General features: G+C 63.8%; 12 protein-coding genes, 2 tRNA genes and 3 rRNA genes. 11 read left to right on the forward strand and 6 right to left on the reverse strand.

All coding sequences use genetic code 11. The annotated features are described in order from the left end of the window. The first annotated feature begins 3 nt into the window (after window positions 1–3). Window positions 4–2391 (forward strand): sensor domain-containing diguanylate cyclase, encoded by a 2388-nt coding sequence (locus tag C0099_RS04565; RefSeq protein ID WP_102246347.1) that lies wholly within the window; start codon window positions 4–6, stop codon window positions 2389–2391. A 9-nt stretch (window positions 2392–2400) separates the two neighbouring features. Here the strand turns inward: C0099_RS04565 and C0099_RS04570 are convergent, their stop codons facing one another. Continuing rightward, window positions 2401–3174, reverse strand: a complete 774-nt coding sequence (locus C0099_RS04570; RefSeq protein ID WP_102246348.1) for a ParA family protein — start codon at window positions 3172–3174, stop codon at window positions 2401–2403. Between the two features lie 206 nt (window positions 3175–3380). Between C0099_RS04570 and C0099_RS04575 the strand changes: the two genes are divergently transcribed. Together C0099_RS04575 and dnaE are read left to right on the forward strand one after the other, a co-directional pair. After that, the gene (locus C0099_RS04575; protein WP_102246349.1) at window positions 3381–4358 is read left to right on the forward strand and encodes a quinone oxidoreductase family protein; all 978 of its coding nucleotides are present in this window, start codon (window positions 3381–3383) and stop codon (window positions 4356–4358) included. A 178-nt stretch (window positions 4359–4536) separates the two neighbouring features. After that, complete coding sequence (gene dnaE / locus C0099_RS04580; RefSeq protein ID WP_102246350.1) at window positions 4537–8025, forward strand: DNA polymerase III subunit alpha; 3489 nt, start codon at window positions 4537–4539, stop codon at window positions 8023–8025. Between the two features lie 21 nt (window positions 8026–8046). Here dnaE and C0099_RS04585 read toward each other — a convergent pair whose 3' ends face one another. The 3 genes from C0099_RS04585 to metG all read right to left on the reverse strand — a co-directional run bounded on the left by C0099_RS04585 (window position 8047) and on the right by metG (window position 12263). Then, window positions 8047–8346: an acylphosphatase gene (locus C0099_RS04585; RefSeq protein ID WP_102246351.1), complete on the reverse strand. Its 300-nt coding sequence runs from the start codon at window positions 8344–8346 to the stop codon at window positions 8047–8049. Continuing rightward, complete coding sequence (locus C0099_RS04590; protein ID WP_102246352.1) at window positions 8343–10010, reverse strand: SulP family inorganic anion transporter; 1668 nt, start codon at window positions 10008–10010, stop codon at window positions 8343–8345. The genes C0099_RS04585 and C0099_RS04590 overlap by 4 nt, the downstream gene beginning before the upstream one ends. Before the next feature lie 111 nt (window positions 10011–10121). Next, window positions 10122–12263 (reverse strand): methionine--tRNA ligase, encoded by a 2142-nt coding sequence (gene metG / locus C0099_RS04595; protein WP_102246353.1) that lies wholly within the window; start codon window positions 12261–12263, stop codon window positions 10122–10124. Between the two features lie 210 nt (window positions 12264–12473). On the opposite strand from metG, the gene apbC reads away from it, so the two are divergent. The 3 genes from apbC (at window position 12474) to C0099_RS04610 (ending at window position 16600) form a co-directional block, all read left to right on the forward strand. Then, complete coding sequence (gene apbC / locus C0099_RS04600) at window positions 12474–13565, forward strand: iron-sulfur cluster carrier protein ApbC (protein ID WP_102246354.1); 1092 nt, start codon at window positions 12474–12476, stop codon at window positions 13563–13565. Window positions 13566–13657: 92 nt separating this feature from the next. Continuing rightward, on the forward strand, window positions 13658–14224 hold the full coding sequence (gene dcd / locus C0099_RS04605) for a dCTP deaminase (RefSeq protein WP_102246355.1): 567 nt from the start codon (window positions 13658–13660) through the stop codon (window positions 14222–14224). A 129-nt stretch (window positions 14225–14353) separates the two neighbouring features. Continuing rightward, window positions 14354–16600, forward strand: a complete 2247-nt coding sequence (locus C0099_RS04610) for an arginine/lysine/ornithine decarboxylase (RefSeq protein WP_102246356.1) — start codon at window positions 14354–14356, stop codon at window positions 16598–16600. A 65-nt stretch (window positions 16601–16665) separates the two neighbouring features. Here C0099_RS04610 and C0099_RS04615 read toward each other — a convergent pair whose 3' ends face one another. Together C0099_RS04615 and C0099_RS04620 are read right to left on the reverse strand one after the other, a co-directional pair. Further along, window positions 16666–17160 (reverse strand): dihydrofolate reductase, encoded by a 495-nt coding sequence (locus C0099_RS04615; protein ID WP_102246357.1) that lies wholly within the window; start codon window positions 17158–17160, stop codon window positions 16666–16668. Continuing rightward, window positions 17157–17951: a thymidylate synthase gene (locus C0099_RS04620; RefSeq protein WP_102248381.1), complete on the reverse strand. Its 795-nt coding sequence runs from the start codon at window positions 17949–17951 to the stop codon at window positions 17157–17159. Before C0099_RS04620 ends, C0099_RS04615 begins: the two co-directional genes overlap by 4 nt. 434 nt (window positions 17952–18385) lie before the next feature. Between C0099_RS04620 and C0099_RS04625 the strand changes: the two genes are divergently transcribed. From C0099_RS04625 to rrf, 5 genes are all read left to right on the forward strand, one after another. Further along, window positions 18386–19928 (forward strand): 16S ribosomal RNA (locus C0099_RS04625). Window positions 19929–20020: 92 nt separating this feature from the next. Beyond that, a tRNA-Ile gene (locus tag C0099_RS04630) sits at window positions 20021–20097 on the forward strand. Window positions 20098–20126: 29 nt separating this feature from the next. Next, window positions 20127–20202: transfer RNA gene (locus C0099_RS04635), tRNA-Ala, on the forward strand. Between the two features lie 316 nt (window positions 20203–20518). Then, window positions 20519–23405 (forward strand): 23S ribosomal RNA (locus tag C0099_RS04640). Between the two features lie 100 nt (window positions 23406–23505). Further along, window positions 23506–23619, forward strand: a 5S ribosomal RNA gene (gene rrf / locus C0099_RS04645). The 16S, 23S and 5S rRNA genes sit together here with 2 tRNA genes alongside, the layout of an rRNA operon. Window positions 23620–23671 lie beyond the last annotated feature (52 nt).

Below are 23671 nucleotides of genomic sequence, written 5' to 3' on the forward strand. Positions count from 1 at the left end.
GGCATGGACGAGCAACGACGAGCGCAGAACTGGCTCTCTGGCCGCAGCCTGCGCTGGCGCATGGGGGCGCTGGCGGGGCTGTTCGCGCTGATCTTCGGGCTGATCGCCTTCGCCGAAGTGGCGCGCGAGCGTGCCGTGTTCGAGCGTGAGACGCGCGAGGCGACGCAGGCGCTGCGCATCGGCCTGACGACCACGCTGGAGACCACCGAGCGGGAGATGCTCAACATCGCATCCCTGCTCGCCGTCGATCCTGAAGTGCGCTACTACCTGCGCCGCGCGCACGAACTCGTCGCGAGCGAGGGCGGTGGCGCGGGCGGTGAGCGTGCGGCTGCGCTGCGCGAGGCCTTCGCCGCCCGCCTCGCTGCACGTGGCGAAAACCACTGGTCGGACGAGTTGTCGGCGCGTCAGGTGGAGTTCCACCTGCAGCCGGACGGGGCCAACTTTCTGCGTACGCGTGACCCGCGCCTGTTCGGTGATGCGCTCGATGAAGTGCGTCCGCTGGTCGCGGCGACGCATGCGCTGGGCATTCCGATCTCCGGATTCGAGGTCGGTCGCATGTACGCGGGCCTGCGCGGGCTGCATCCGGTGATGGCGGTCGATGATGCCGGTGATTACTGGTCGGTGGGCAGCGTCGAGATCGGCATCGCGATGCGCGACCTGCTGGCCGACGCAACCAGCCGCTTCGACGCCGAATACGCGCTGGCGCTGGCGCCGCAACTGATCGATGGCGTGATGTGGGTCGACGATATTCGCGCGACCCTTATCTGGAGCGAATCCTGCCGTTGCTACATCGACAACGCCTATCGTCTGGGCGGGCCGGCGCTGCTAGACGCCTTGCCGAGATCGCTGGGTGTGCCGATCGACGACTACCGCATGGCGCGCATCGGCGAGCGCCGCTTTGCCATCACGCGCGTGTCGTTGACCGATCAACTCGAACGCATTGGCGCGCAGGCGGTCGCCGGGCATCCGGCGAGCATCTACATCTTCTCCGACCGCAGCGGGCAGTTCGCCGACTATCGCGCCGGTCGAGCCCGTGTGCTGGGCGCCTTGGGCGCCGCTTATCTTGCCGTCCTGCTGCTGGGCTGGTTGGTGCTGCGGCGCATCGTCGCCACCGAAGCGGCGCTGGAAACGGCGCAGCGATATCGTAGCGCGCTGTTCATGCTCTCACCCGACGCGGTGCTGGTGGTCGACCGGGACGGCACGATCACTGAAGTCAATCCGCGCTTCTGCGAGATTACCGGCTATGCGCCGGCGGAGGTCGTCGGCAAAAACGCCCGCATGCTGCAATCGGGCAATACGCCGCCCGAGGTGTATCGCGAGATATGGGACACCCTGCTGGCCGGGCGCGAGTGGCGCGGCGACCTGCAGAACCGGCGCAAGGACGGCTCGCTCTACTGGGAGGCGCATGCCATCGTGCCGGTGCGCGAAGCCAGTGGCGAGATCGCGCGTTTCGTATCCTTCCAGCGCGACATCAGCGAACGCCACGAAATGGAGCGCGCACTCTCGGCGAGCGAGCGCCTCTACCGCAGCATCCACGACAACGTGCAGGAGGCGATCTTCCTGGTGCGCGTCGCGGGCGAGGACTTCGTCTATGTCGGCAACAACCCGCGCCATGAGCAGACCACCGGGCTGAGCGCCGAGCGCCTGCGCGGCGCGCGGCCACAGGACATTCTGTCGCCGGACATGGCCCGGGCCGCGATCGACAACTACCGTCGCTGCGTGGCCGAACGCCGCACCATCCGCTACGAGGAGGAACTCGCCCTGCCGGCGGGCACCCGTTACTGGATGACCTCGCTGGCGCCGGTGTTCGACGACGAGGGATGCGTCGAGATGATCGTGGGCCTGTCGGTCGATGTCACCGAGAGCAAGCGCGCCGAGGCCGACCTGCGGCGCCTGGCCACGACCGACGTGCTCACCGGCCTGGCCAACCGTCGTCATTTCCTCGAACGCGCCACGCAGGAACTGGTGCGCGTGCGCCGTTATGTCGGCCCGGCCGCATTCGTGATGCTCGATATCGATCACTTCAAGCGCATCAATGACACCTGGGGGCATGCCGCAGGTGACGCCGTGCTGCGCCTGCTCGCGGGCGTGCTGGTCGAGAACCTGCGCGAGACCGACCTGGTCGGCCGGCTCGGCGGCGAGGAGTTCGGCGTGCTGCTGCCGCAGACCGATCTCGAGGCCGCGCAGGCGCTGACCGAGCGCCTGCGCGAGGCGATCACCGAAGTCTCGCTTGAGCTCGAAGGGGAAGTGGTGCGCTTCTCGTCAAGCTTCGGCCTGACGCTGCTGCATGCCGACGACGAGGATTTCGACGCGCCGATGGCGCGCGCCGACGCGGCGCTCTACGCGGCCAAATTCGCCGGAAGCAATCGCGTCAAGTGGCGCATCCGCTGAGCGACCGGCTCAGCGACCGGCGTTCAGCGTGTCGTCGAGCGCGAGCAGTTCGCGCGTGAGCTTGTGACGCGCGTCGAGATGGATCATCGGGCAGGCCTGCTCGTGTGATTCACGGATCTTCACCGACGCCGACAGGCACGGATCGAGCACCGGCAGGCCCTCGTCGCGCAGTTCGTCGACGAGTCGGCGTGGCAGGGAGGCACGTGCCTGAAACTGATTGACGACGATGCCCTCGACGATGAGCGCCGGGTTGTGGTCGGCGCGGATCTCGGCCACCGCGTCGAGCAGCGCATACAGTGCCTGGCGCGAGAACGTGTCGCAATCGAACGGAATCAGGCAGGTGTCGGCAGCGATCAGTGCCGAACGCGTGTAGAAGTTGAGCGCCGGGGGTGTGTCGATGTAGATCAGGTCGAAGTCGTCCGCGAGTTCATCCAGGGCCTTGCGCAGCTTGTAGATCTTGTAGCGGGATTCGAGCTTGCCGTGCAGGTCCTCGAGCGCGGGGTGCGACGGAAGCACGTAGAGCCGCTCGAAGCGCGTCGGCAGGGTGAAAGCCGCCGTGGGCTTCGGGTCGAGGCGGAAGTTGAGCGTCTGGTCGAACCATCCGGCGGCGGTGGCGGCCGCGTCGTCGATCGCTGCGCCGAGCAGGTAGTGCGTGGCATTGCCCTGCGGGTCGAGATCCACGAGCAGCGTGCGCTGTCCGCGCCAGGCGCCGATTGCGGCCAGATTCGCGGCGATCGTCGATTTTCCGACCCCGCCCTTGCGGTTGAACACGACCCTGCGCATCGCCATTCTCCGTCCGTCGATATTGCGCTGCAGCATAGCATTTGCAATTCCCCTGTTGGGCCGGCCATCGCAATCTTTTCGCCTGGATGCGCAGACGGCTTGTGGAGATTCCGCATTGGCGCGCCGCGCGTGGCCGACTACCTTCGTGCTCATTGCCGCGCCGGGTGCGGCGCGAATGCCAGGCCGAACAGCGAGGAGATCAAGCCATGAGCCATGCGATCCGTATCCATGAGACCGGCGGCCCGGAGGTGCTGCGCTGGGAGGAAGTCGAGGTGCCGCCGCCGGGTCCCGGCGAACTGCGCCTGCGTCAGCACGCGGTCGGGCTCAACTACATCGACACCTATCACCGCGGCGGGCTGTACCCGGTGCCCAGCCTGCCTTCCGGTCTGGGACTGGAGGGTGCTGGCGTGGTCGAGGCGGTCGGCGACGAGGTCGAAGAGTTCGCCGTCGGCGATCGCGTGGCCTACGCGCATGGCCCGCTCGGCGCCTATGCCGAGGTGCGCAACCTGCCGGCCGAACGCGCGGTGAAGCTGCCCGATGCGATTTCCTTCGAACTGGGCGCGGCGATGATGCTGCAGGGCCTGACCGCGCAATATCTGGTGCGACGTACCCATCGCGTCGAGGCCGGCGACACCATCCTGATTCATGCCGCGGCCGGGGGAGTGGGCTCCATCGTCGTGCAATGGGCCAAGGCGCTGGGTGCGACCGTGATCGGCACCGTCGGCTCCGAGGAAAAGGCCGAGCGTGCGCGCACCCTGGGTGCCGACCACGTGATCGACTACAGTCGCGAGGATTTCGTGCGCCGCGTCGGCGAGATCACCGACGGGCGCGGCGTGCGCGTGGTCTATGACTCGGTGGGCCGCGACACCTTCCTGCGCTCGCTCGACTGCGCGCAGCGTCTGGGCATGGTGGTGCTGTTCGGCAACGCCTCGGGCGCGGTCGAGCCGTTCAACCCGCTGCTGCTGGCGCAGAAGGGAGCGCTGTTCCTGACGCGGCCGATCCTCGCGCAATACATCGCCACGCGCGAGGAACTCGACGAGATGGCGGCCGACCTGTTCGCCGTGGTGAGTTCGGGCCAGGTGCGCATCGACGTCAACCAGTGCTTCGCGCTGCGCGAAGCGGCCGAGGCGCATCGCGCGCTGGAGGGGCGGCGCACCACGGGCGCGAGCGTGTTGCTGCCCTGAACGCGGGTGCGGCCTTTGTGCGAACGGGGACCGGGGCGGCAGGAGCGCGTCGCAGCCGTCTGATACAGGGCGTTTTCACAGGCGGCATGCGCGCCGCTTCAGGGGGTTTGCAACGACGTGTTGATGAGTCGCCAAGCCCGGCCGCCGTGATGCCCGCGTTCGGGTAAACTCCATCGCCATGGACGCCCCCGCACCCCGCTTCGTACATCTTCGCCTGCACTCCGAGTTCTCGATCCTCGACGGCATCGTCCGCACCGACGAGGCGATCCGCCGCGCCGCGGCCGACGGCATGCCGGCGCTGGGCATCTCCGACCTGGCCAACCTGTTCGGCATGGTCAAGTTCTACAAGGGCGCGCGCGCGGCCGGCGTCAAGCCGGTGGTCGGCGTCGACGTGTGGATCGCCAACGAGGCCGAGCGCGACAAGCCTTGCCGTGTGCTGCTCATCTGCCGTGACCGTGGCGGCTACGGGCGGCTGTGCGAACTGCTCGCGCGCGCCTATCTGGAAAACAAGCATCGCGGACGCGCCGAACTGCGCCGCGAGTGGTTCGACGACGGCGGTGGCGAGGGGCTGATCTGCCTGTCCGGCGCGGCTTCGGGCGACATCGGTCAGGCGTTGGTCAACGGCAACCCGGACGCGGCCGATGTGCTCGCGCGCTGGTGGGCTGCGCGTTTCCCCGACGCCTTCTACATCGAATTGCAGCGCGCCGGTCACAGCGGCGCCGAGGCGCTGGTGGCCGAATCGGTGCAACTGGCCGCGCGGCTGGACCTGCCGGTGGTGGCGACTCACCCGGTGCAGTTCATGTCGCCTGAGGACTTCATGGCGCACGAGGTGCGCGTGTGCATCGCTCAGGGCTACGTGCTGGCCGACAAGCGCCGTCCGCGCGATTTCACGCCCGAGCAATACTTCAAGAGCCAGGACGAGATGTGCGCGCTGTTCGCGGATCTGCCCGAAGCGCTGGACAACGCCGTGGCCATCGCCGAGCGCTGCTCGCTGTCGGTCGAGCTGGGCAAGAACTACCTGCCGCAGTTCCCCACGCCCCAAGGCATGACGCTCGACGATTTCCTCGTCGCCGAGGCGCGCGCAGGCCTGGAAGTGCGCCTGCAGGAACTCTATCCGGATGCAGAAGAGCGCGAGCGCCAGCGCCCGCGCTACGCCGAGCGGCTCGACATCGAGACCCGCACCATCATCGACATGGGCTTTCCGGGCTACTTCCTGATCGTCGCGGACTTCATCAACTGGGCCAAGGAAAACGGCGTTCCGGTGGGGCCGGGGCGTGGTTCGGGCGCCGGCTCGCTGGTCGCCTACAGCCTGCGGATCACGGATCTGGACCCGCTCGAGTACGCACTGCTGTTCGAGCGCTTCCTCAACCCCGAGCGCGTGTCGATGCCCGACTTCGACATCGACTTCTGCCAGGACAACCGCTACCGCGTCATCGAATACGTGCGCGAGCGCTATGGCAAGGAGGCGGTGAGCCAGATCGCCACTTTCGGCACGATGGCGTCGAAAGCCGTGGTGCGCGACGTGGGTCGCGTGCTCGACCTGCCCTATGGACTGTGCGACCGGCTCTCCAAACTGGTGCCGCTCGAGGCCAACAAGCCCGTGTCGCTGGCGCGCGCCTACGAGATGGAGCCGCAGATCGGCGAGATGATGGCCGACGGCAACGACGGCGAATCCGTGCAGGAGCTGTGGCGGCTCGCCGAGCCGCTCGAAGGCCTGTCGCGCAACGTCGGGATGCACGCCGGGGGCGTGCTCATCGCGCCGGGGCGGCTGACCGACTTCTGCCCGCTCTACATCGCCGACGGCGAGGATGCCACGCCGGTGTCGCAGTTCGACAAGGACGACGTCGAGGCGGTGGGCCTGGTGAAGTTCGACTTCCTCGGTCTGCGCAACCTGACCATCATCGACCTTGCGGTCGATTACGTCGAACGCCTCACCGGCGAGCGGCCCGACCTCAATTCGCTGCCCTTCACCGACCCGGCCGCGTACAGGATCCTCAAGGACGCCAACACCACGGCGATCTTCCAGGTCGAATCGGACGGCATGAAGAAGCTTCTCAAGAAGCTCGGCCCCGACCGCTTCGAGGACATCATCGCGGTGCTGGCACTGTATCGTCCGGGCCCGCTGGGTTCGGGCATGGTGGATGACTTCATTCTGCGCAAGAAGGGCCAGCAGGAGATCGACTACTTCCACCCGGATCTGAAGCCCTGCCTGGAGCCGACCTACGGCGTCATCGTGTACCAGGAGCAGGTGATGCAGATCTCCCAGATCATCGGGGGATACACGCTGGGCGGCGCCGACATGCTGCGCCGCGCGATGGGCAAGAAGAAGGCCTCGGAAATGGCCCGCCATCGCGAGATCTTCCGCGACGGCGCGAAGAAGAAGGGCTACGACGAGCAGTTGGCGATGCAGCTCTTCGACCTGATGGAGAAATTCGCCGAGTACGGCTTCAACAAGTCGCACACGGCCGCCTACGCCGTCGTCACCTACCACACGGCCTGGCTCAAGGCGCACCACTGCGCGGCCTTCATGGCCGCGACGCTGTCCTCCGACCTGGACAACACCGACACCATCCGCATCTTCTTCGAGGACGCGGTGGCCAACGGCATCACCGTGCTGCCGCCCGACGTCAACGCCTCCGAATACCGTTTCGTGCCGGTCGACGCGAACACCATTCGCTACGGTCTGGGCGCGGTCAAGGGCTGCGGTGAGCCGGCAATGCGCTCGATCGAGGCGGCGCGGGCGAGCAGGCCCTTCCACGACCTGTTCGATTTCTGCGAGCGCGTCGACCGCCGCATGGTCAATCGCCGCGCAGTCGAGGCGCTGATCCGCGCAGGTGCGCTCGATACCCTCGACGGGCATGCCGGGCGTGATCGCGCGCAGTTGCTCGCGACCGTCGCGCTGGCCATGGAAGCGGCCGAGCAGAAGGCGGCCAACGCCTTGCAGGGCGGGCTGTTCGACGCGTTGCCGGAAGCGGCCGGTGCGGCGCCGGCGTTCGCTTCGGTGCGCGCCTGGAGTGAACGGGAACGACTCAAGGAGGAAAAGACCGCGATCGGCTTCTTCCTGTCCGGTCATCCGTTCAATTCGTTCAGCGGCGAAGTGCGGCGTTTCGTGCGCCGCACGCTGGCGCAACTTGAGCCCTCGCGCGAGCCCTCGATGCTCGCCGGCGTGGTCATGGACGCGCGCACCAAGGTCGGCCAGCGCGGCAAGATGGCCTTCGTGCAGATCGATGACGGAACCGGGGCGCGCGAAGTCGCGGTGTATTCCGAGGTGCTCGATGCGTCGCGCGGCAAGATCGTCACCGACGAGGTGCTGATCGTCGAGGGGCGCATCAGCAACGACGAGTATTCGGGGGGGCTACGCATCATCGCCGACCGCCTGATGACCCTGGGCGAGGCGCGCGCGCGCTTCGCCACTGCCTTGCAGCTGAGCCTCAACGGCGAGGTCGGCGAGGCCGGTGGCGCCACCGCCGCGGCCGACCGTCTGCAGGGACTGCTCGCGCCATTCCGCGACGGCGGTTGCCCGGTGCGCTTGCGCTACCGCAACGAAGTGGCCGAGGTCGAACTGCCGCTGGGCGAGAACTGGAGCGTGCGCCCGGACGACGCACTGCTCGATGGCCTGCGCGCGTGGTTGCCGGATGATGCGGTGGAAGTGCTCTACCGCAGCTGACGCGGCCGCAAGGGCCCCGGTCTATGCGGTCGGCAGCACGCGAAAGCCCTCATCCGGCGGTTCCGCCGACGAGATCTCGATACGCGTCACCTCGGCCGCCGGCGGGCCTTCGCGCGCCCAGTCGATGAAGGCGTCGACGTCGGCTTCCGGGCCATAGACGACGGCTTCGACCTCGCCGGAGAAGCGGTTGCGCACCCAGCCGGACAGGCCCAGGCGCATCGCTTCCTTCTCCGCGCTGGCGCGGTAATACACGCCCTGCACCTTGCCGTGGATGAGCAGGTGGCGGGCCAGGGGTTCGCGGATCTTCTTGTCTTCACTCATGAGCGTGATTGTCCCGGCGCCGGGACGACTCGCGCAAGCGCTTCGTCCAGGTCGCGCGCGATTTCCAGCGTATCGAGCAGGCCCGAACGCGCCAGGATCGCGCCGGGCTGGGGCTGCACGCCCGCGAGCACCAGGCCGATGCCGCGCGCGGCCAGGCTTTGGGCGAGACTCTCGAGGATCTCCAGCCCGGTGCTGTCCATATGCACCAGGCGCTCGACGTCGAGGACGACGACGTCTGGGCGCTCAAGGTCCGCAGCGAGTAGTGCGTCGAGCTTGTTGGTGGCGCCGAAGAACAGGCTGCCGGTCAGCCGGTAGGCGCGAATGCGTGCGCTGGCGTCCTCGCGTAGCAGCGCCTCGGTCGGTACACGGGTGGAGAGGTCGATGGCGTCGATGCGGGTCAGGTCCGACATGCGGAAGATGAACACCAGGGCGGACATCACGATGCCGACCTGCACGGCGAGCGTCAGGTCGAACACCACCGTGATGCCGAAGGTCGTGAGCAGGGTCGCGCGGTAGGGGCGCGTGCGCCGGGCGAGCGCCGCGCGCGAGAAGGCATGCCACTCGCCCATGTTGATGGCGACGATGACGACGATGGCCGACAGCGTCGCGAGCGGGATGTGATCGGCCAGCGGTGCGAGCGCCAGCACCATGGCGAGCAACACCAGCGCGTGCACGATGCCGGCCACCGGCGTGCGCCCGCCCACCCGGATGTTGGTGGCCGTGCGTGCGATCGCCCCGGTGGCGGCGAAGCCGCCGAACAGCGGTGCGGCGACGTTGGCCACGCCCTGCGCCATCAACTCCTGATTGGGATCGTGACGGTCGCCGATGCGGTTGTCGGCGACGCGCGCCGAGAGCAGCGATTCGATGGCGCCGAGCAGCGCGATGGTCAGCGCCGGGGCGACGAGCTTGCCCAGCGTGCCCAGTTCGATGGGCGGCAGGCCGATGTCCGGCAGGCCCTGCGGGATGCCGCCGAAACGGCTGCCGATGGTCTCGACCGGAAACACGAACAAGGCATTCGCCAGCGTCGCCAGCACCAGCACCGCCAGTGGGCCCGGCGCGCGACGCATCCAGCCGATGTGGCGGGCGGCGCGGTTCCATGCCAGCAGCACGGTGATCGAAGCGACCGCCAGCGCGATGGTCGGTGCGTGCGCGGTGTGCAAGGCGCCGGCCAGCGCTTCCATCTTGCCGAAGAACTCGCCCGGCATGTGCTCGATCTGCAGACCCAGGAAGTCCTTGATCTGAGAGAGAAAGATCACCACCGCGATGCCGTTGGTGAAACCGATCACGACCGAGATCGGGATGAAGCGGATCATCGTGCCGAGCTTGAAGGCCCCCATCGCGAACAGCATCACGCCCGACATCATCGTCGCGATGAGCAGATTGGCCACGCCGTAGTCGATGACGATGACGTAGACGATGGGAATGAAGGCACCGGTCGGCCCGCCGATCTGCACGCGCGAGCCGCCCAGCAGCGCGACGAGGAAGCCCGCCACGATGGCGGTCCAGATCCCGGCCGCCGGGCTCATGCCCGAGGCGATGGCAAAGGCCATGGCCAGCGGCAGCGCGAGCACGCCGACCGTGATGCCGGCGGCCAGGTCGCCGGTCAGCGCCTCCCGGCTATAGCCTGGAAGCGTGTCGAGGATCTTGGGGTGGAAGCGGAACATGGTGCCTTCTCCGGCTGGGGTTCGAGGGCGCGACGAGGACGGCGGCCGGGCGGGCCGTTCGTCGTTGTCTGCGCTGTCGAACCAGCCAGCGCTTGGAAGGCGTCAGCGGCATTACCGGATGCGCATGCCCGGCGTGGCGCCCGAATCCGGCGACAGGATGTACAGGCCGGAAGCCTTGTCGTTCTCGTCGGAGGCGGCCAGCACCATGCCCTCGCTCATGCCGAACTTCATCTTGCGCGGGGCGAGGTTGGCGACCATGACCGTCAGGCGGCCGACCAGCGTGGCCGGATCGTAGGCCGATTTGATGCCGGCGAAGACCTGGCGCGGGCGCGGCTTGCCTTCGGCGTCGGTCTCGCCGATGTCGAGCGACAGGCGCAGCAGCTTGTCCGCACCTTCGACGTGTTCGGCCGATTCGATGCGCGCCACGCGCAGGTCGACCTTGGTGAAATCGTCGATGGAGATGAAGGGCTCGGCCGTCTCGGCGGCCTGCGCCTGATGCTGCTGGCGCTCGGCGTGACGCTGCTCGGAACTGGGTACGCCGGCCGGTGCCGGGGCGAGGCTCTCGCGGTTGGCGTCGATGAGCGTGTCGATCTGCTTGCGTTCGACACGCGTCATCATGTGCTTGTACGACTCGATGGCGTGACCGGACGGCAGCGGCGCCCAGTCCGTCGTCCAGTCCAGCGGGTCGATGGCGAGGAAGGCCTCGACCTTGGCGGCCATGGCCGGCAGCACCGGCTTCAGATAGCGCGACAGGTCGCGGAACATGGTCAGCGCGGTCGAGCACACGGTGTGCAGGCGCGCGTCCTGACCCTCCTGCTTGGCCAGTTCCCAGGGCTTGTTGGCGTTGACGTAGAGGTTGGCGATGTCGGCCAGACGCATGATCTCGCGCATGGCGCGGCCGAAATCACGCTCGTCGTAGGCACGGGCGATGGTGCCGCCTTCGAATGCGGCTGCGAAGTCCGCGCAGGCCTGGGCGTCGACCTCACCCAGGCGGCCGTCGAAACGCTTGGCGATGAAGCCGGCGCAGCGGCTGGCGATGTTGACGTATTTGCCGACCAGATCCGAATTGACGCGCGCGATCATGTCGTCGAGGCTCAGGTCCAGATCCTCCATCGTCGAGTTCGACTTGGTCGCGAAGTAGTAGCGCAGCCACTCCGGGTCTAGCCCCTGGGTGAGCCAGGAGTGCGCGGTGATGAAGGTGCCGCGGCTCTTGCTCATCTTGGCGCCGTCGACCGTCAAAAAGCCGTTGACGGCCAGTTGCGTGGGTGTGCGGAAGCCGGCGAAGTGCAGCATCGCAGGCCAGAACAGCGCGTGGAAGTAGAGGATGTCCTTGCCGATGAAGTGCACCATCTCGGTGCCGGTCTCGTCGGCGCGCGCTGCGTCGGTGAAGGCCTCGACGTCGATGCCTTCGGTCTTGTCGGCGAGGTTGCGGAAACTCGCCAGATAGCCGATCGGGGCGTCCAGCCACACATAGAAGTACTTGCCCGGCGCGCCCGGAATCTCGAAGCCGAAGTAGGGCGCGTCGCGCGAGATGTCCCAGTCGGAGAGCTTGTTCTCGCCCTCGTCGCCGAGCCATTCGCGCATCTTGTTGGCGGCCTCGGTCTGCAGGCGGCGCGTGCCGGCGGCGTTGGTGCCGCGCGTCCAGTCGCGCAGGAAGGCCACGGCGCGCGCATCCGACAGGCGGAAGAAGAAGTGCTCGGAGGTTCGCAGGTCGGGTGTGGCACCGGAGACCGCGGAGTACGGGTTCTTCAGGTCGGTGGGCGCGTAGGCCGCGCCGCAGGCCTCGCAATTGTCGCCGTACTGGTCGGCCGCGCCGCATTTGGGGCACTCGCCCTTGATGAAGCGGTCCGGCAGGAACATCTCGCGCTTGGGGTCGTAATACTGCTCGATCGAGCGCGCGTCGATCATGCCGGCCTCGCGCAGCCGGCCGTAGATGCGCTCGGCGTAGGCGCGGTTCTCGGGCGAGTGCGTGGTGTGATAGTTGTCGAAGGCGACGTGAAAGCCCGTGAAGTCGCGCAGGTGTTCGCCATGCACGCGCTCGATCAGCTGCTCGGGCGTGATGCCCTCCTTCTCCGCGCGCAGCATGACCGGCGTGCCGTGCGTGTCGTCGGCACAGACGAAATGCACCTTGTGACCGCGCATGCGCTGGTAGCGCACCCAGATGTCGGCCTGGACGTAGCCGACCAGGTGTCCGAGGTGAATGTCGCCGTTGGCGTAGGGCAGGGCGTTGGTGACGAGGATGTTGCGCGGCATGGGTTGGGGAATTCGCAGGAAAAACGCAATTCTAGCAAAGCGGGGGCGCCGACCGGGTGGGTCGGTGTAGCAGCCGCGGGTCGACAGTCCATGCGATCGCGCAGCGGAATCGATTCCCACGCGCACGCCATGGGTGAGTGCGCCGGGGCGTTTCGATATCATGTATCGGTTACGCCCGCGCGGGCGCAGATATACACAAGGATGGAAGTCATGAGCGTCACTCCGGAAAGCGTTTCCGAAATCCTCAAGTCGGTGATCGATCCGAATACCGGCAAGAGCCTGGCCGCCGAGCGCGCCGTGCGCGACGTCAAGGTGAGCGATGGCCGCGTGCAGGTCGCGATCGAACTGGGCTATCCGGCAAAGAGCCAGCAGGAGGTCATTGCTGCACTGGTGCGCGAGGCCGTCGGCGGACTCGACGGCGTGGATGGCGTCGATGTCGAAGTCGGCTGGAAGATCGTCGCGCACGCGGTGCAGCAGGGCGTCAAGCCACTGCCCGGCGTGAAGAACATCATCGCCGTGGCCTCGGGCAAGGGCGGCGTGGGCAAGAGCACGACGGCGGCCAACCTGGCGCTGGCGCTGGCCGCCGAGGGCGCGCGCGTCGGCGTGCTGGATGCGGACATCTACGGCCCCTCGCAGCCGCAGATGCTGGGCGTGGCCGGGCAGCGACCGCAGTCGACCGACGGCAAGCGCATGCTGCCGCTGGCGGCGCACGGCCTGCAGATGATGTCGATCGGCTGTCTCATCGACACCGAGACGCCGATGGTGTGGCGCGGCCCGATGGCCACCCAGGCCCTCACGCAACTGCTCAAGGACACGGCCTGGGACGATGTGGACTATCTCGTGATCGATATGCCGCCGGGCACCGGCGACATCCAGCTCACGCTCTCGCAGCAGGTACCGGTGACCGGCGCGGTGATCGTCACCACGCCGCAGGACATCGCCCTGATCGACGCGCGCAAGGGACTCAAGATGTTCGAGAAGGTCGGCGTGTCCATCGTCGGCGTGGTCGAGAACATGAGCGTGCACATCTGCTCGAACTGCGGACACGAGGAGCGCATCTTCGGCACTGGCGGCGGCGAGCGTCTGTGTGCCGATTACAAGGTGCCTTTCCTGGGTGCGCTGCCGCTGGCGATGGCCATCCGCGCGGAGGCCGACGGCGGCACGCCGACGGTCGCCGCCGAGCCGGACGGGCGCATCGCGCAGATCTACCGCGACATCGCGCGCAAGGTGGCGATCGGCATCGCCGGCAAGGCGCGCGACATGACCCACAAGTTCCCCAAGATCGTCATCCAGAACACCTGAGGCGGGGTGCGCAATCGCGCGTTTTTTGCCCTACACTAGCGCATTTTTCCGCCGGCCCAGACTGCCGGCCTGTCGAGAGGAAGCCGCGTCCGATGTCCATCAAGTCCGACCAGTGGATCCGCCGCATGGCGCAGGAGCACGGCATGATCGAGCCGTTCGAGGCGGATCTGGTGCGTGAGAACGGTTCGGGCCGGATCGTCTCCTATGGCACCTCGAGCTACGGCTACGACGTGCGCTGCGCGAACGAATTCAAGATCTTCACCAACATCAACTCGACCATCGTCGACCCCAAGCACTTCGAACCGGGCAACTTCGTCGATTTCACCGGCGACGTATGCATCATCCCGCCGAATTCGTTCGCGCTGGCGCGTACCGTCGAGTACTTCCGCATTCCGCGCAGCGTGCTGACCGTGTGCCTGGGCAAGAGCACCTATGCGCGCTGCGGCATCATCGTGAACGTGACGCCGCTGGAACCGGAGTGGGAAGGCCATGTGACGCTGGAGTTTTCCAACACCACGCCGCTGCCGGCGCGCATCTACGCCAACGAGGGCGTGGCGCAGATGCTGTTCTTCGAATCCGACGAGGTGTGCCAGACCTCCTACCGGGATCGCGGCGGCAAGTATCAGGGTCAGAAGGGCGTCACGCTTCCCAAGATCTGATTTTTCGCCGTCTGGATACGTGCGACCCGGGGCCGGATACGGCCCCGTGTGCTTTATTGGTAACGAGGCGGCAATGTGCCGCGACCAACATCGTGGACGGCAGGGCCGGCCACGCCGGGAGAACCGAGGATGCGCTTCCATTTTCCGATCATCATCATCGATGAGGACTTCCGTTCCGAGAACACCTCGGGCCTGGGCATCCGTGCGCTCGCCAAGGCGATCGAGGGCGAGGGCATCGAGGTGCTGGGGGTTACCAGCTACGGTGACCTGACCTCGTTCGCGCAGCAGCAAAGTCGCGGCTCGGCCTTCATCCTGTCGATCGACGACGAGGAGTTCTCGTCGCCCGAGGCCGCCGACAAGGCGATCGCCGACCTGCGCGCCTTCGTGCAGGAGATCCGCCACCGCAACGCCGACATCCCGATCTTCATCTACGGCGAGACGCGCACCACGCGCCACGTGCCCAATGACGTGCTGCGCGAGATGCACGGCTTCATCCACATGTTCGAGGACACGCCGGAGTTCGTCGCGCGCTACATCGTGCGCGAGGCCAAGAACTACCTGGAGACGCTGGCGCCGCCGTTCTTCCGTGCGCTCACGCACTACGCGGCTGACGGTTCCTACTCCTGGCACTGCCCGGGGCACTCGGGCGGTGTGGCCTTCCTGAAGAGCCCGGTGGGGCAGATGTTCCACCAGTTCTTCGGCGAGAACATGCTGCGCGCCGACGTGTGCAACGCTGTGGAAGAACTCGGCCAGCTGCTCGACCACACCGGCCCGGTGGCCGCTTCCGAGCGCAATGCGGCGCGCATCTTCAACTGCGACCACCTGTACTTCGTCACCAATGGCACGTCGACATCGAACAAGATGGTGTGGCACACGACGGTTGCCCCCGATGACGTGGTGGTGGTCGACCGCAACTGCCACAAGTCGATTCTCCACTCCATCATCATGACCGGGGCCGTGCCGGTGTTCCTGACACCGACGCGCAACCACTTCGGCATCATCGGCCCGATCCCGCTCGAAGAGTTCTCGATGGAGAACATCCAGAAGAAGATCGACGCCAACCCGTTCGCGCGCGCCGCGGCCGGCAAGAAGCCGCGCATCCTGACCATCACGCAATCGACCTACGACGGCGTGGTCTACAACGTCGAGACCATCAAGGAAAAGCTCGACGGCCACATCGACACGCTGCACTTCGACGAGGCCTGGTTGCCGCATGCGGCTTTCCACGACTTCTACGGTGATTACCACGCCATCGGTGCGGACCGTCCGCGCTGCAAGTCGTCGATGATCTTTTCGACGCAGTCGACGCACAAGCTGCTCGCCGGCCTCAGTCAGGCTTCGCAGATCCTCGTGCAGGACTCGGAGACGCGCAAGCTCGATCGCGACATCTTCAACGAGGCCTATCTGATGCACACCTCGACCTCGCCGCAGTACGCGATCATCGCCTCGTGCGACGTCGCGGCGGCGATGATGGAGCCGCCGGGCGGCCCGGCCCTGGTCGAGGAGTCGCTGTCGGAGGCGGTCGAGTTTCGTCGCTCGATGCGCAAGGTCGAGGCCGAGTTCGGCGCGTCCGACTGGTGGTTCCAGGTGTGGGGGCCGGACTATCTGGCCGACGAGGGCATGGGCACGCGCGACGACTGGACGCTCAAGCCCAGTGATCGCTGGCATGGCTTCGGCAATCTGGCCGAGGGCTTCAACGTCCTCGATCCGATCAAGGCGACGGTGATCACGCCGGGCCTGAACGTCGACGGAGATTTCGCCGAATGGGGGATTCCGGCCGGCATCCTCACGCGCTACCTGGCCGAGCACGGCATCATCGTCGAGAAGACCGGGCTGTACTCGTTCTTCATCATGTTCACCATCGGCATCACCAAGGGCCGCTGGAACACGATGGTCACCGAACTGCAGCAGTTCAAGGACGACTACGACGGCAACCAGCCGCTGTGGCGCGTGATGCCCGATTTCATCGCCAAGTATCCGCGCTACGAGAAGATCGGCCTGAAGGATCTGTGCGCCGAGATTCACAGCTTCTACAAGGCGCACGATGTTGCCCGCCTGACCACCGAGATGTATCTGTCGGACATGGTGCCGGCGATGAAGCCGGCCGATGCCTTCGCCAAGATGGCGCACCGCGAGATCGAGCGCGTGCCCATCGATCAGCTCGAAGGGCGTGTCACCGCGATGCTCGTCACGCCGTATCCGCCGGGCATCCCGCTGCTGATTCCGGGCGAGCGCTTCAACGCGACGATCGTGCGCTACCTGCAGTTCGCGCGCGACTTCAATGCCGGCTTCCCCGGCTTCGAGACGGACATCCACGGGCTCGTGCGCGACGAGCGCGACGGCGTGGTGGGGTACCACGTCGATTGCGTCAAATGAACGTGCGGCGCTGACGTGAAAACGGCCCGGTCGAGACCGGGCCGTTTCTATTTCGTGAACAGATTTCAGCGCCGACGGTATTCGACGAAGGCGTAGTCGTGCTCGTTGTCGGCGTCTGCCCGGTGCTGCTCGCGCGAGGCCTCGACGAAGGTCTCGCGGTCGAAGTCCGGAAAGTGGGCATCTCCCGCGACCTCCGCGGCGACCTCGGTCAGCACCAGACGGTCGGCACGATCGAGCAGGTGCCGATACAGTTCGGCACCGCCGATCACGCAGATCGTGCCGGTGCCGGCCGCCGCGATCGCCGTGTCGACATCGGTAAACACCTCGGCGCCGTCCGCGCGGTACTGCGCGTTGCGCGTCACGACGATGTTGCGCCGTCCGGGCAGCGGTCGGCCCAGCGATTCCCAGGTCTTGCGCCCCATCACGATCGGATGTCCCAGCGTGATGCGCTTGAAGTGCGCCAGGTCCGACTTCAGGCGCCACGGCAGACCGTTGTCGCGGCCGATCACACCGTTGCGCGCCACCGCCGCGACGAGGACGATTTCGGGTTTGTCACTCATACCGCCACCGGTGCCTTGATGTGCGGGTGCGGGTCGTAGCCTTCCAGCGTGAAGTCCTCGAAGCGGAAGGCGAACAGATCCGTTACCTCGGGGTTGATCTTCATGGTTGGCAGCGTGCGCGGCGTTCGCGAGAGTTGTTCGCGCGCCTGGTCGACATGGTTGCTGTACAGGTGACAATCGCCGCCGGTCCATACGAAGTCGCCCGGCCGATAGCCACACACCTGCGCCACCATCATCGTCAGCAGGGCGTAGGAAGCGATGTTGAACGGCACGCCGAGAAAGATGTCAGCGCTGCGCTGGTAGAGCTGACACGACAGTCGTCCACCCGCGACGTGAAACTGGAACAGCGCATGGCACGGCGGCAGCGCCATGCCGTCGATCTCGCCTGGATTCCAGGCCGAGACGATGTGGCGGCGCGAGTCCGGGTTGTTCTTCAGGCCGTCGATGAGTCGCGCGATCTGGTCGATGCTGCGCCCGTCGGCCGTCGCCCAGCGACGCCACTGCTTGCCGTAGACCGGACCAAGTTCGCCGTCGGCGTCTGCCCATTCGTCCCAGATCGACACGCCGTTTTCCTTCAGATAGGCGATGTTGGTGTCGCCGCGCAGAAACCACAGCAGCTCATGGATGATCGAGCGCGTATGCAGCTTCTTCGTGGTGAGCAGCGGGAAGCCTTGCGCGAGGTCGAAGCGCATCTGCCAGCCGAACACCGAGCGCGTGCCGGTGCCGGTGCGGTCGGATTTCTCGTCGCCGTGCTCGAGCACGTGACGCATCAGGTCAAGATACTGTTTCATCGGGTCCATCGGATTCGTCATCAGCCCTGCATTCTATCGTGCCGATCGCCTCGGTACGGCAGGGGCCACCATCCCGTCGAGTAAGAGGCTGCAGGGGCATGCACGCGCAGTGCTCGAATCGCGCTTGACACCCTGATTGTGGTCGCTATACTGCGCGGCTCGCTGCTTCGAGCGCGCTGTTTTGTGGTGCGGGATTCGGGGTTGTGAGGGGTGTTCCGGGGTGTTGAGGATTTGCTCTGGGGTGCTTGACGAAGCGTGCTGTGTTGTTCATACTCTCGCTTCTTCGCTGCCGGGTGGCAGCGGTTCTTTAAAAATTTGGACAATCGATAAGTGTGGGTGCTTGGTCGGTTGTGGATCTGCGAGGCCTTCGGGTCTCGGGAATCACAAAGATTGAGTGCTCATTTTGTCAGCAATGACTTTGAGTGCTGTGGATTGAACTTAAGAGTTTGATCCTGGCTCAGATTGAACGCTGGCGGCATGCTTTACACATGCAAGTCGAGCGGCAGCACGGGTGCTTGCACCTGGTGGCGAGCGGCGAACGGGTGAGTAATGCATCGGAACGTACCCATGTGGTGGGGGATAACCACTCGAAAGAGTGGCTAATACCGCATACGCCCTGAGGGGGAAAGCGGGGGACTTCTTCGGGAGCCTCGCGCCATTGGAGCGGCCGATGTCGGATTAGCTAGTAGGTGGGGTAAAGGCTCACCTAGGCGACGATCCGTAGCTGGTCTGAGAGGATGATCAGCCACATCGGGACTGAGACACGGCCCGAACTCCTACGGGAGGCAGCAGTGGGGAATTTTGGACAATGGGGGCAACCCTGATCCAGCCATGCCGCGTGAGTGAAGAAGGCCTTCGGGTTGTAAAGCTCTTTCAGTCGGGAAGAAACGGGGCTCTCTAACATAGGGTCTTAATGACGGTACCGACAGAAGAAGCACCGGCTAACTACGTGCCAGCAGCCGCGGTAATACGTAGGGTGCGAGCGTTAATCGGAATTACTGGGCGTAAAGCGTGCGCAGGCGGTTGTGTAAGACAGGTGTGAAATCCCCGGGCTTAACCTGGGAACTGCGCTTGTGACTGCACGGCTAGAGTACGGCAGAGGGGGTGGAATTCCACGTGTAGCAGTGAAATGCGTAGAGATGTGGAGGAACACCGATGGCGAAGGCAGCCCCCTGGGCCGATACTGACGCTCATGCACGAAAGCGTGGGTAGCAAACAGGATTAGATACCCTGGTAGTCCACGCCCTAAACGATGCCAACTAGTCGTTCGGAGAGGTAACTTTCTGAGTGACGCAGCTAACGCGTGAAGTTGGCCGCCTGGGGAGTACGGTCGCAAGATTAAAACTCAAAGGAATTGACGGGGACCCGCACAAGCGGTGGATGATGTGGATTAATTCGATGCAACGCGAAAAACCTTACCTACCCTTGACATGCCTGGAACTTGGTAGAGATACCTTGGTGCCTTCGGGAGCCAGGACACAGGTGCTGCATGGCTGTCGTCAGCTCGTGTCGTGAGATGTTGGGTTAAGTCCCGCAACGAGCGCAACCCTTATCGTTAATTGCCATCATTGAGTTGGGCACTTTAGCGAGACTGCCGGTGACAAACCGGAGGAAGGTGGGGATGACGTCAAGTCCTCATGGCCCTTATGGGTAGGGCTTCACACGTCATACAATGGTCGGTACAGAGGGTTGCCAAGCCGCGAGGTGGAGCTAATCTCTTAAAGCCGATCGTAGTCCGGATCGTAGTCTGCAACTCGACTACGTGAAGTCGGAATCGCTAGTAATCGTGGATCAGCATGCCACGGTGAATACGTTCCCGGGTCTTGTACACACCGCCCGTCACACCATGGGAGTGGGTTTCACCAGAAGTGGGTAGCTTAACCTCTCGAGGGGGCGCTCACCACGGTGAGATTCATGACTGGGGTGAAGTCGTAACAAGGTAGCCGTAGGGGAACCTGCGGCTGGATCACCTCCTTTCAAGAGAAGAACGGGTTCGCAGTCGTCTTCAAGCGCCCACAACTTATCGATTGTCCGGATGAAAGAAGAGCCTCGAACGAAGAAGTGCCCGAGGGTCTGTAGCTCAGCTGGTTAGAGCACCGTCTTGATAAGGCGGGGGTCGTTGGTTCGAACCCAACCAGACCCACCACTGATCAGGTTGTGCGCACACAGAGCGGGGGGGCTGTAGCTCAGCTGGGAGAGCATCGGCTTTGCAAGCCGAGGGTCGTCGGTTCGATCCCGACCAGCTCCACCAGAGTACTGGGGGCGTACAGACCGATTCGTTCGAAGTGAAGACAGGTTAAGCAGTGTAGCCCCGCCCCGGCGGTGATGAGGGGGGTGAGGCTGTAGTGCTTAGCCTTGGTTTTTTGAGGCATCGTTCTTTAACAAATTGGGAAGTGTAAAGCGTGTGGCCGCCGGCGTTTATGTCAGGTCGGTGGCTACATGGGTTGTGTGATTGCATTGAAACAAACGCTCTCCGGTGGCTTTGAACCAGCACACTGGGGGGTGAGCACACGAGACGCGTTGAGTGCCGATGACTGGTTCCCTGGTGACAGGGGGCATGGTTATAGGATCAAGCGACTAAGTGCATGTGGTGGATGCCTTGGCGATCACAGGCGATGAAGGACGTGCAAGCCTGCGAAAAGCTACGGGGAGCTGGCAATGGAGCTTTGATCCGTAGATATCCGAATGGGGAAACCCGGCCCGCAAGGGTCACCTCTGGCTGAATACATAGGCCAGTTGGGGCGAACCGAGCGAACTGAAACATCTAAGTAGCTCGAGGAAAAGAAATCAACCGAGATTGCGCAAGTAGTGGCGAGCGAACGCGCAACAGCCTGCACGACTAAACCATTGATTTAGCAGAACGGTCTGGAAAGTCCGGCGATACAGGGTGATAGCCCCGTATGCGAAAAATCGGTGGCGGGTCTGAGCGTGCGACAAGTAGGGCGGGACACGTGAAATCCTGTCTGAAGATGGGGGGACCATCCTCCAAGGCTAAATACTCGTGATCGACCGATAGTGAACCAGTACCGTGAGGGAAAGGCGAAAAGAACCCCGGGAGGGGAGTGAAATAGATCCTGAAACCGCATGCATACAAACAGTGGGAGCCTCCTTGAGGGGTGACTGCGTACCTTTTGTATAATGGGTCAGCGACTTACGTCATGTTGCGAGCTTAACCGATTAGGGGAGGCGTAGCGAAAGCGAGTCTGATAAGGGCGCTTGAGTAGCATGATGTAGACCCGAAACCGGATGATCTATCCATGGCCAGGATGAAGGTGCGGTAACACGCACTGGAGGTCCGAACCCACTAATGTTGAAAAATTAGGGGATGAGCTGTGGATAGGGGTGAAAGGCTAAACAAATCCGGAGATAGCTGGTTCTCCCCGAAAACTATTTAGGTAGTGCGTCGTACGGACACTTGCGGGGGTAGAGCACTGTAATCGTTGGGGGGGTCATCGCGATTTACCCCGCGATCGCAAACTCCGAATACCGCAAAGTGATATACGGCAGACAGACAGCGGGTGCTAACGTCCGTTGTCAAGAGGGAAACAACCCAGACCGCCAGCTAAGGTCCCAAATGCATGGCTAAGTGGCAAACGAGGTGGGAAGGCCCAGACAGCTAGGAGGTTGGCTTAGAAGCAGCCATCCTTTAAAGAAAGCGTAATAGCTCACTAGTCGAGTCGTCCTGCGCGGAAGATGTAACGGGGCTCAAGCCATGAACCGAAGCTGCGGATGCACTATGTGCATGGTAGGGGAGCGTTCCGTAGGCCTGTGAAGGTGTCTTGTGAAGGATGCTGGAGGTATCGGAAGTGCGAATGCTGACATGAGTAGCGATAAAGGGAGTGAAAAGCTCCCTCGCCGAAAGCCCAAGGTTTCCTGCGCAACGTTCATCGGCGCAGGGTGAGTCGGCCCCTAAGGCGAGGCTGAAAAGCGTAGTCGATGGGAAACAGGTCAATATTCCTGTACCGCTCTATGATGCGATGGGGGGACGGAGAAGGTTAGCTCAGCCGGGTGTTGGACGTCCCGGTTCAAGCGTGTAGGCGTGCTCTCTAGGCAAATCCGGAGAGCTGAGCCAAGGCGTGATAACGAGAGCCCTTGTGGCTCGAAGTGAGTGATACCCTGCTTCCAGGAAAAGCCTCTAAGCTTCAGTCATAGAGTGACCGTACCGCAAACCGACACAGGTGGGCAGGTAGAAAATACCCAGGCGCTTGAGAGAACTCAGGAGAAGGAACTCGGCAAATTGATACCGTAACTTCGGGAGAAGGTATGCCCATGGTAGGTGAAGCCCCTCGCGGGTGGAGCTGACGTGGGCCGCAGAGAATCGGTGGCTGCGACTGTTTATTAAAAACACAGCACTGTGCAAAATCGAAAGATGACGTATACGGTGTGACGCCTGCCCGGTGCCGGAAGGTTAAGTGATGGGGTGAGAGCTCTTGATCGAAGCCCCGGTAAACGGCGGCCGTAACTATAACGGTCCTAAGGTAGCGAAATTCCTTGTCGGGTAAGTTCCGACCTGCACGAATGGCGTAACGATGGCCACACTGTCTCCTCCTGAGACTCAGCGAAGTTGAAGTGTTTGTGAAGATGCAATCTCCCCGCGGCAAGACGGAAAGACCCCATGAACCTTTACTGTAGCTTTGCATTGGACTTTGACGTCACTTGTGTAGGATAGGTGGGAGGCTTTGAAGTGGGAACGCCAGTTCTCATGGAGCCAACCTTGAAATACCACCCTGGTGTCGTTGAGGTTCTAACCTGGGTCCGTGAATCCGGATCGGGGACCGTGCATGGCAGGCAGTTTGACTGGGGCGGTCTCCTCCCAAAGAGTAACGGAGGAGTACGAAGGTCATCTAGACACGGTCGGACATCGTGTTGATAGTGCAATGGCAGAAGATGGCTTGACTGCGAGACCGACAAGTCGAGCAGGTGCGAAAGCAGGTCATAGTGATCCGGTGGTTCTGTATGGAAGGGCCATCGCTCAACGGATAAAAGGTACTCTGGGGATAACAGGCTGATTCCGCCCAAGAGTTCACATCGACGGCGGAGTTTGGCACCTCGATGTCGGCTCATCACATCCTGGGGCTGTAGCCGGTCCCAAGGGTATGGCTGTTCGCCATTTAAAGTGGTACGTGAGCTGGGTTTAAAACGTCGTGAGACAGTTTGGTCCCTATCTGCCGTGGGCGCTGGAAGTTTGAGAGGACCTGCTCCTAGTACGAGAGGACCGGAGTGGACGCACCTCTGGTGTACCGGTTGTGACGCCAGTCGCATCGCCGGGTAGCTAAGTGCGGAAGAGATAACCGCTGAAAGCATCTAAGCGGGAAACTCGCCTCAAGATGAGACTTCCCTCAGGCCTTGAGCCTGCTGAAGGGTCGTTGAAGACCACAACGTTGATAGGCCGGGTGTGTAAGCGCAGTAATGCGTTGAGCTAACCGGTACTAATTGCCCGTGAGGCTTGATCCTATAACCATGCAACACAACGTGAATCCGTGCGCTCGACGCAATCACGCAGCCCAACACAACAAACACACGCCAAACACCCCCAATTTGTTACCCGTCAAAGTCTGACGACCATAGCAGCCTGGAACCACACCTTCCCATCCCGAACAGGAACGTGAAACAGGCCCGCGCCGATGATAGTGCAGATTACCTGTGTGAAAGTAGGTCATCGTCAGACTAACCAACAGCAAAAAGCCGCTGAATCAAATCGATTCAGCGGCTTTTTTGCG

The sequence above is a fragment of the Pseudazoarcus pumilus genome, from assembly GCF_002872475.1.
Classification (GTDB): domain Bacteria; phylum Pseudomonadota; class Gammaproteobacteria; order Burkholderiales; family Rhodocyclaceae; genus Pseudazoarcus; species Pseudazoarcus pumilus.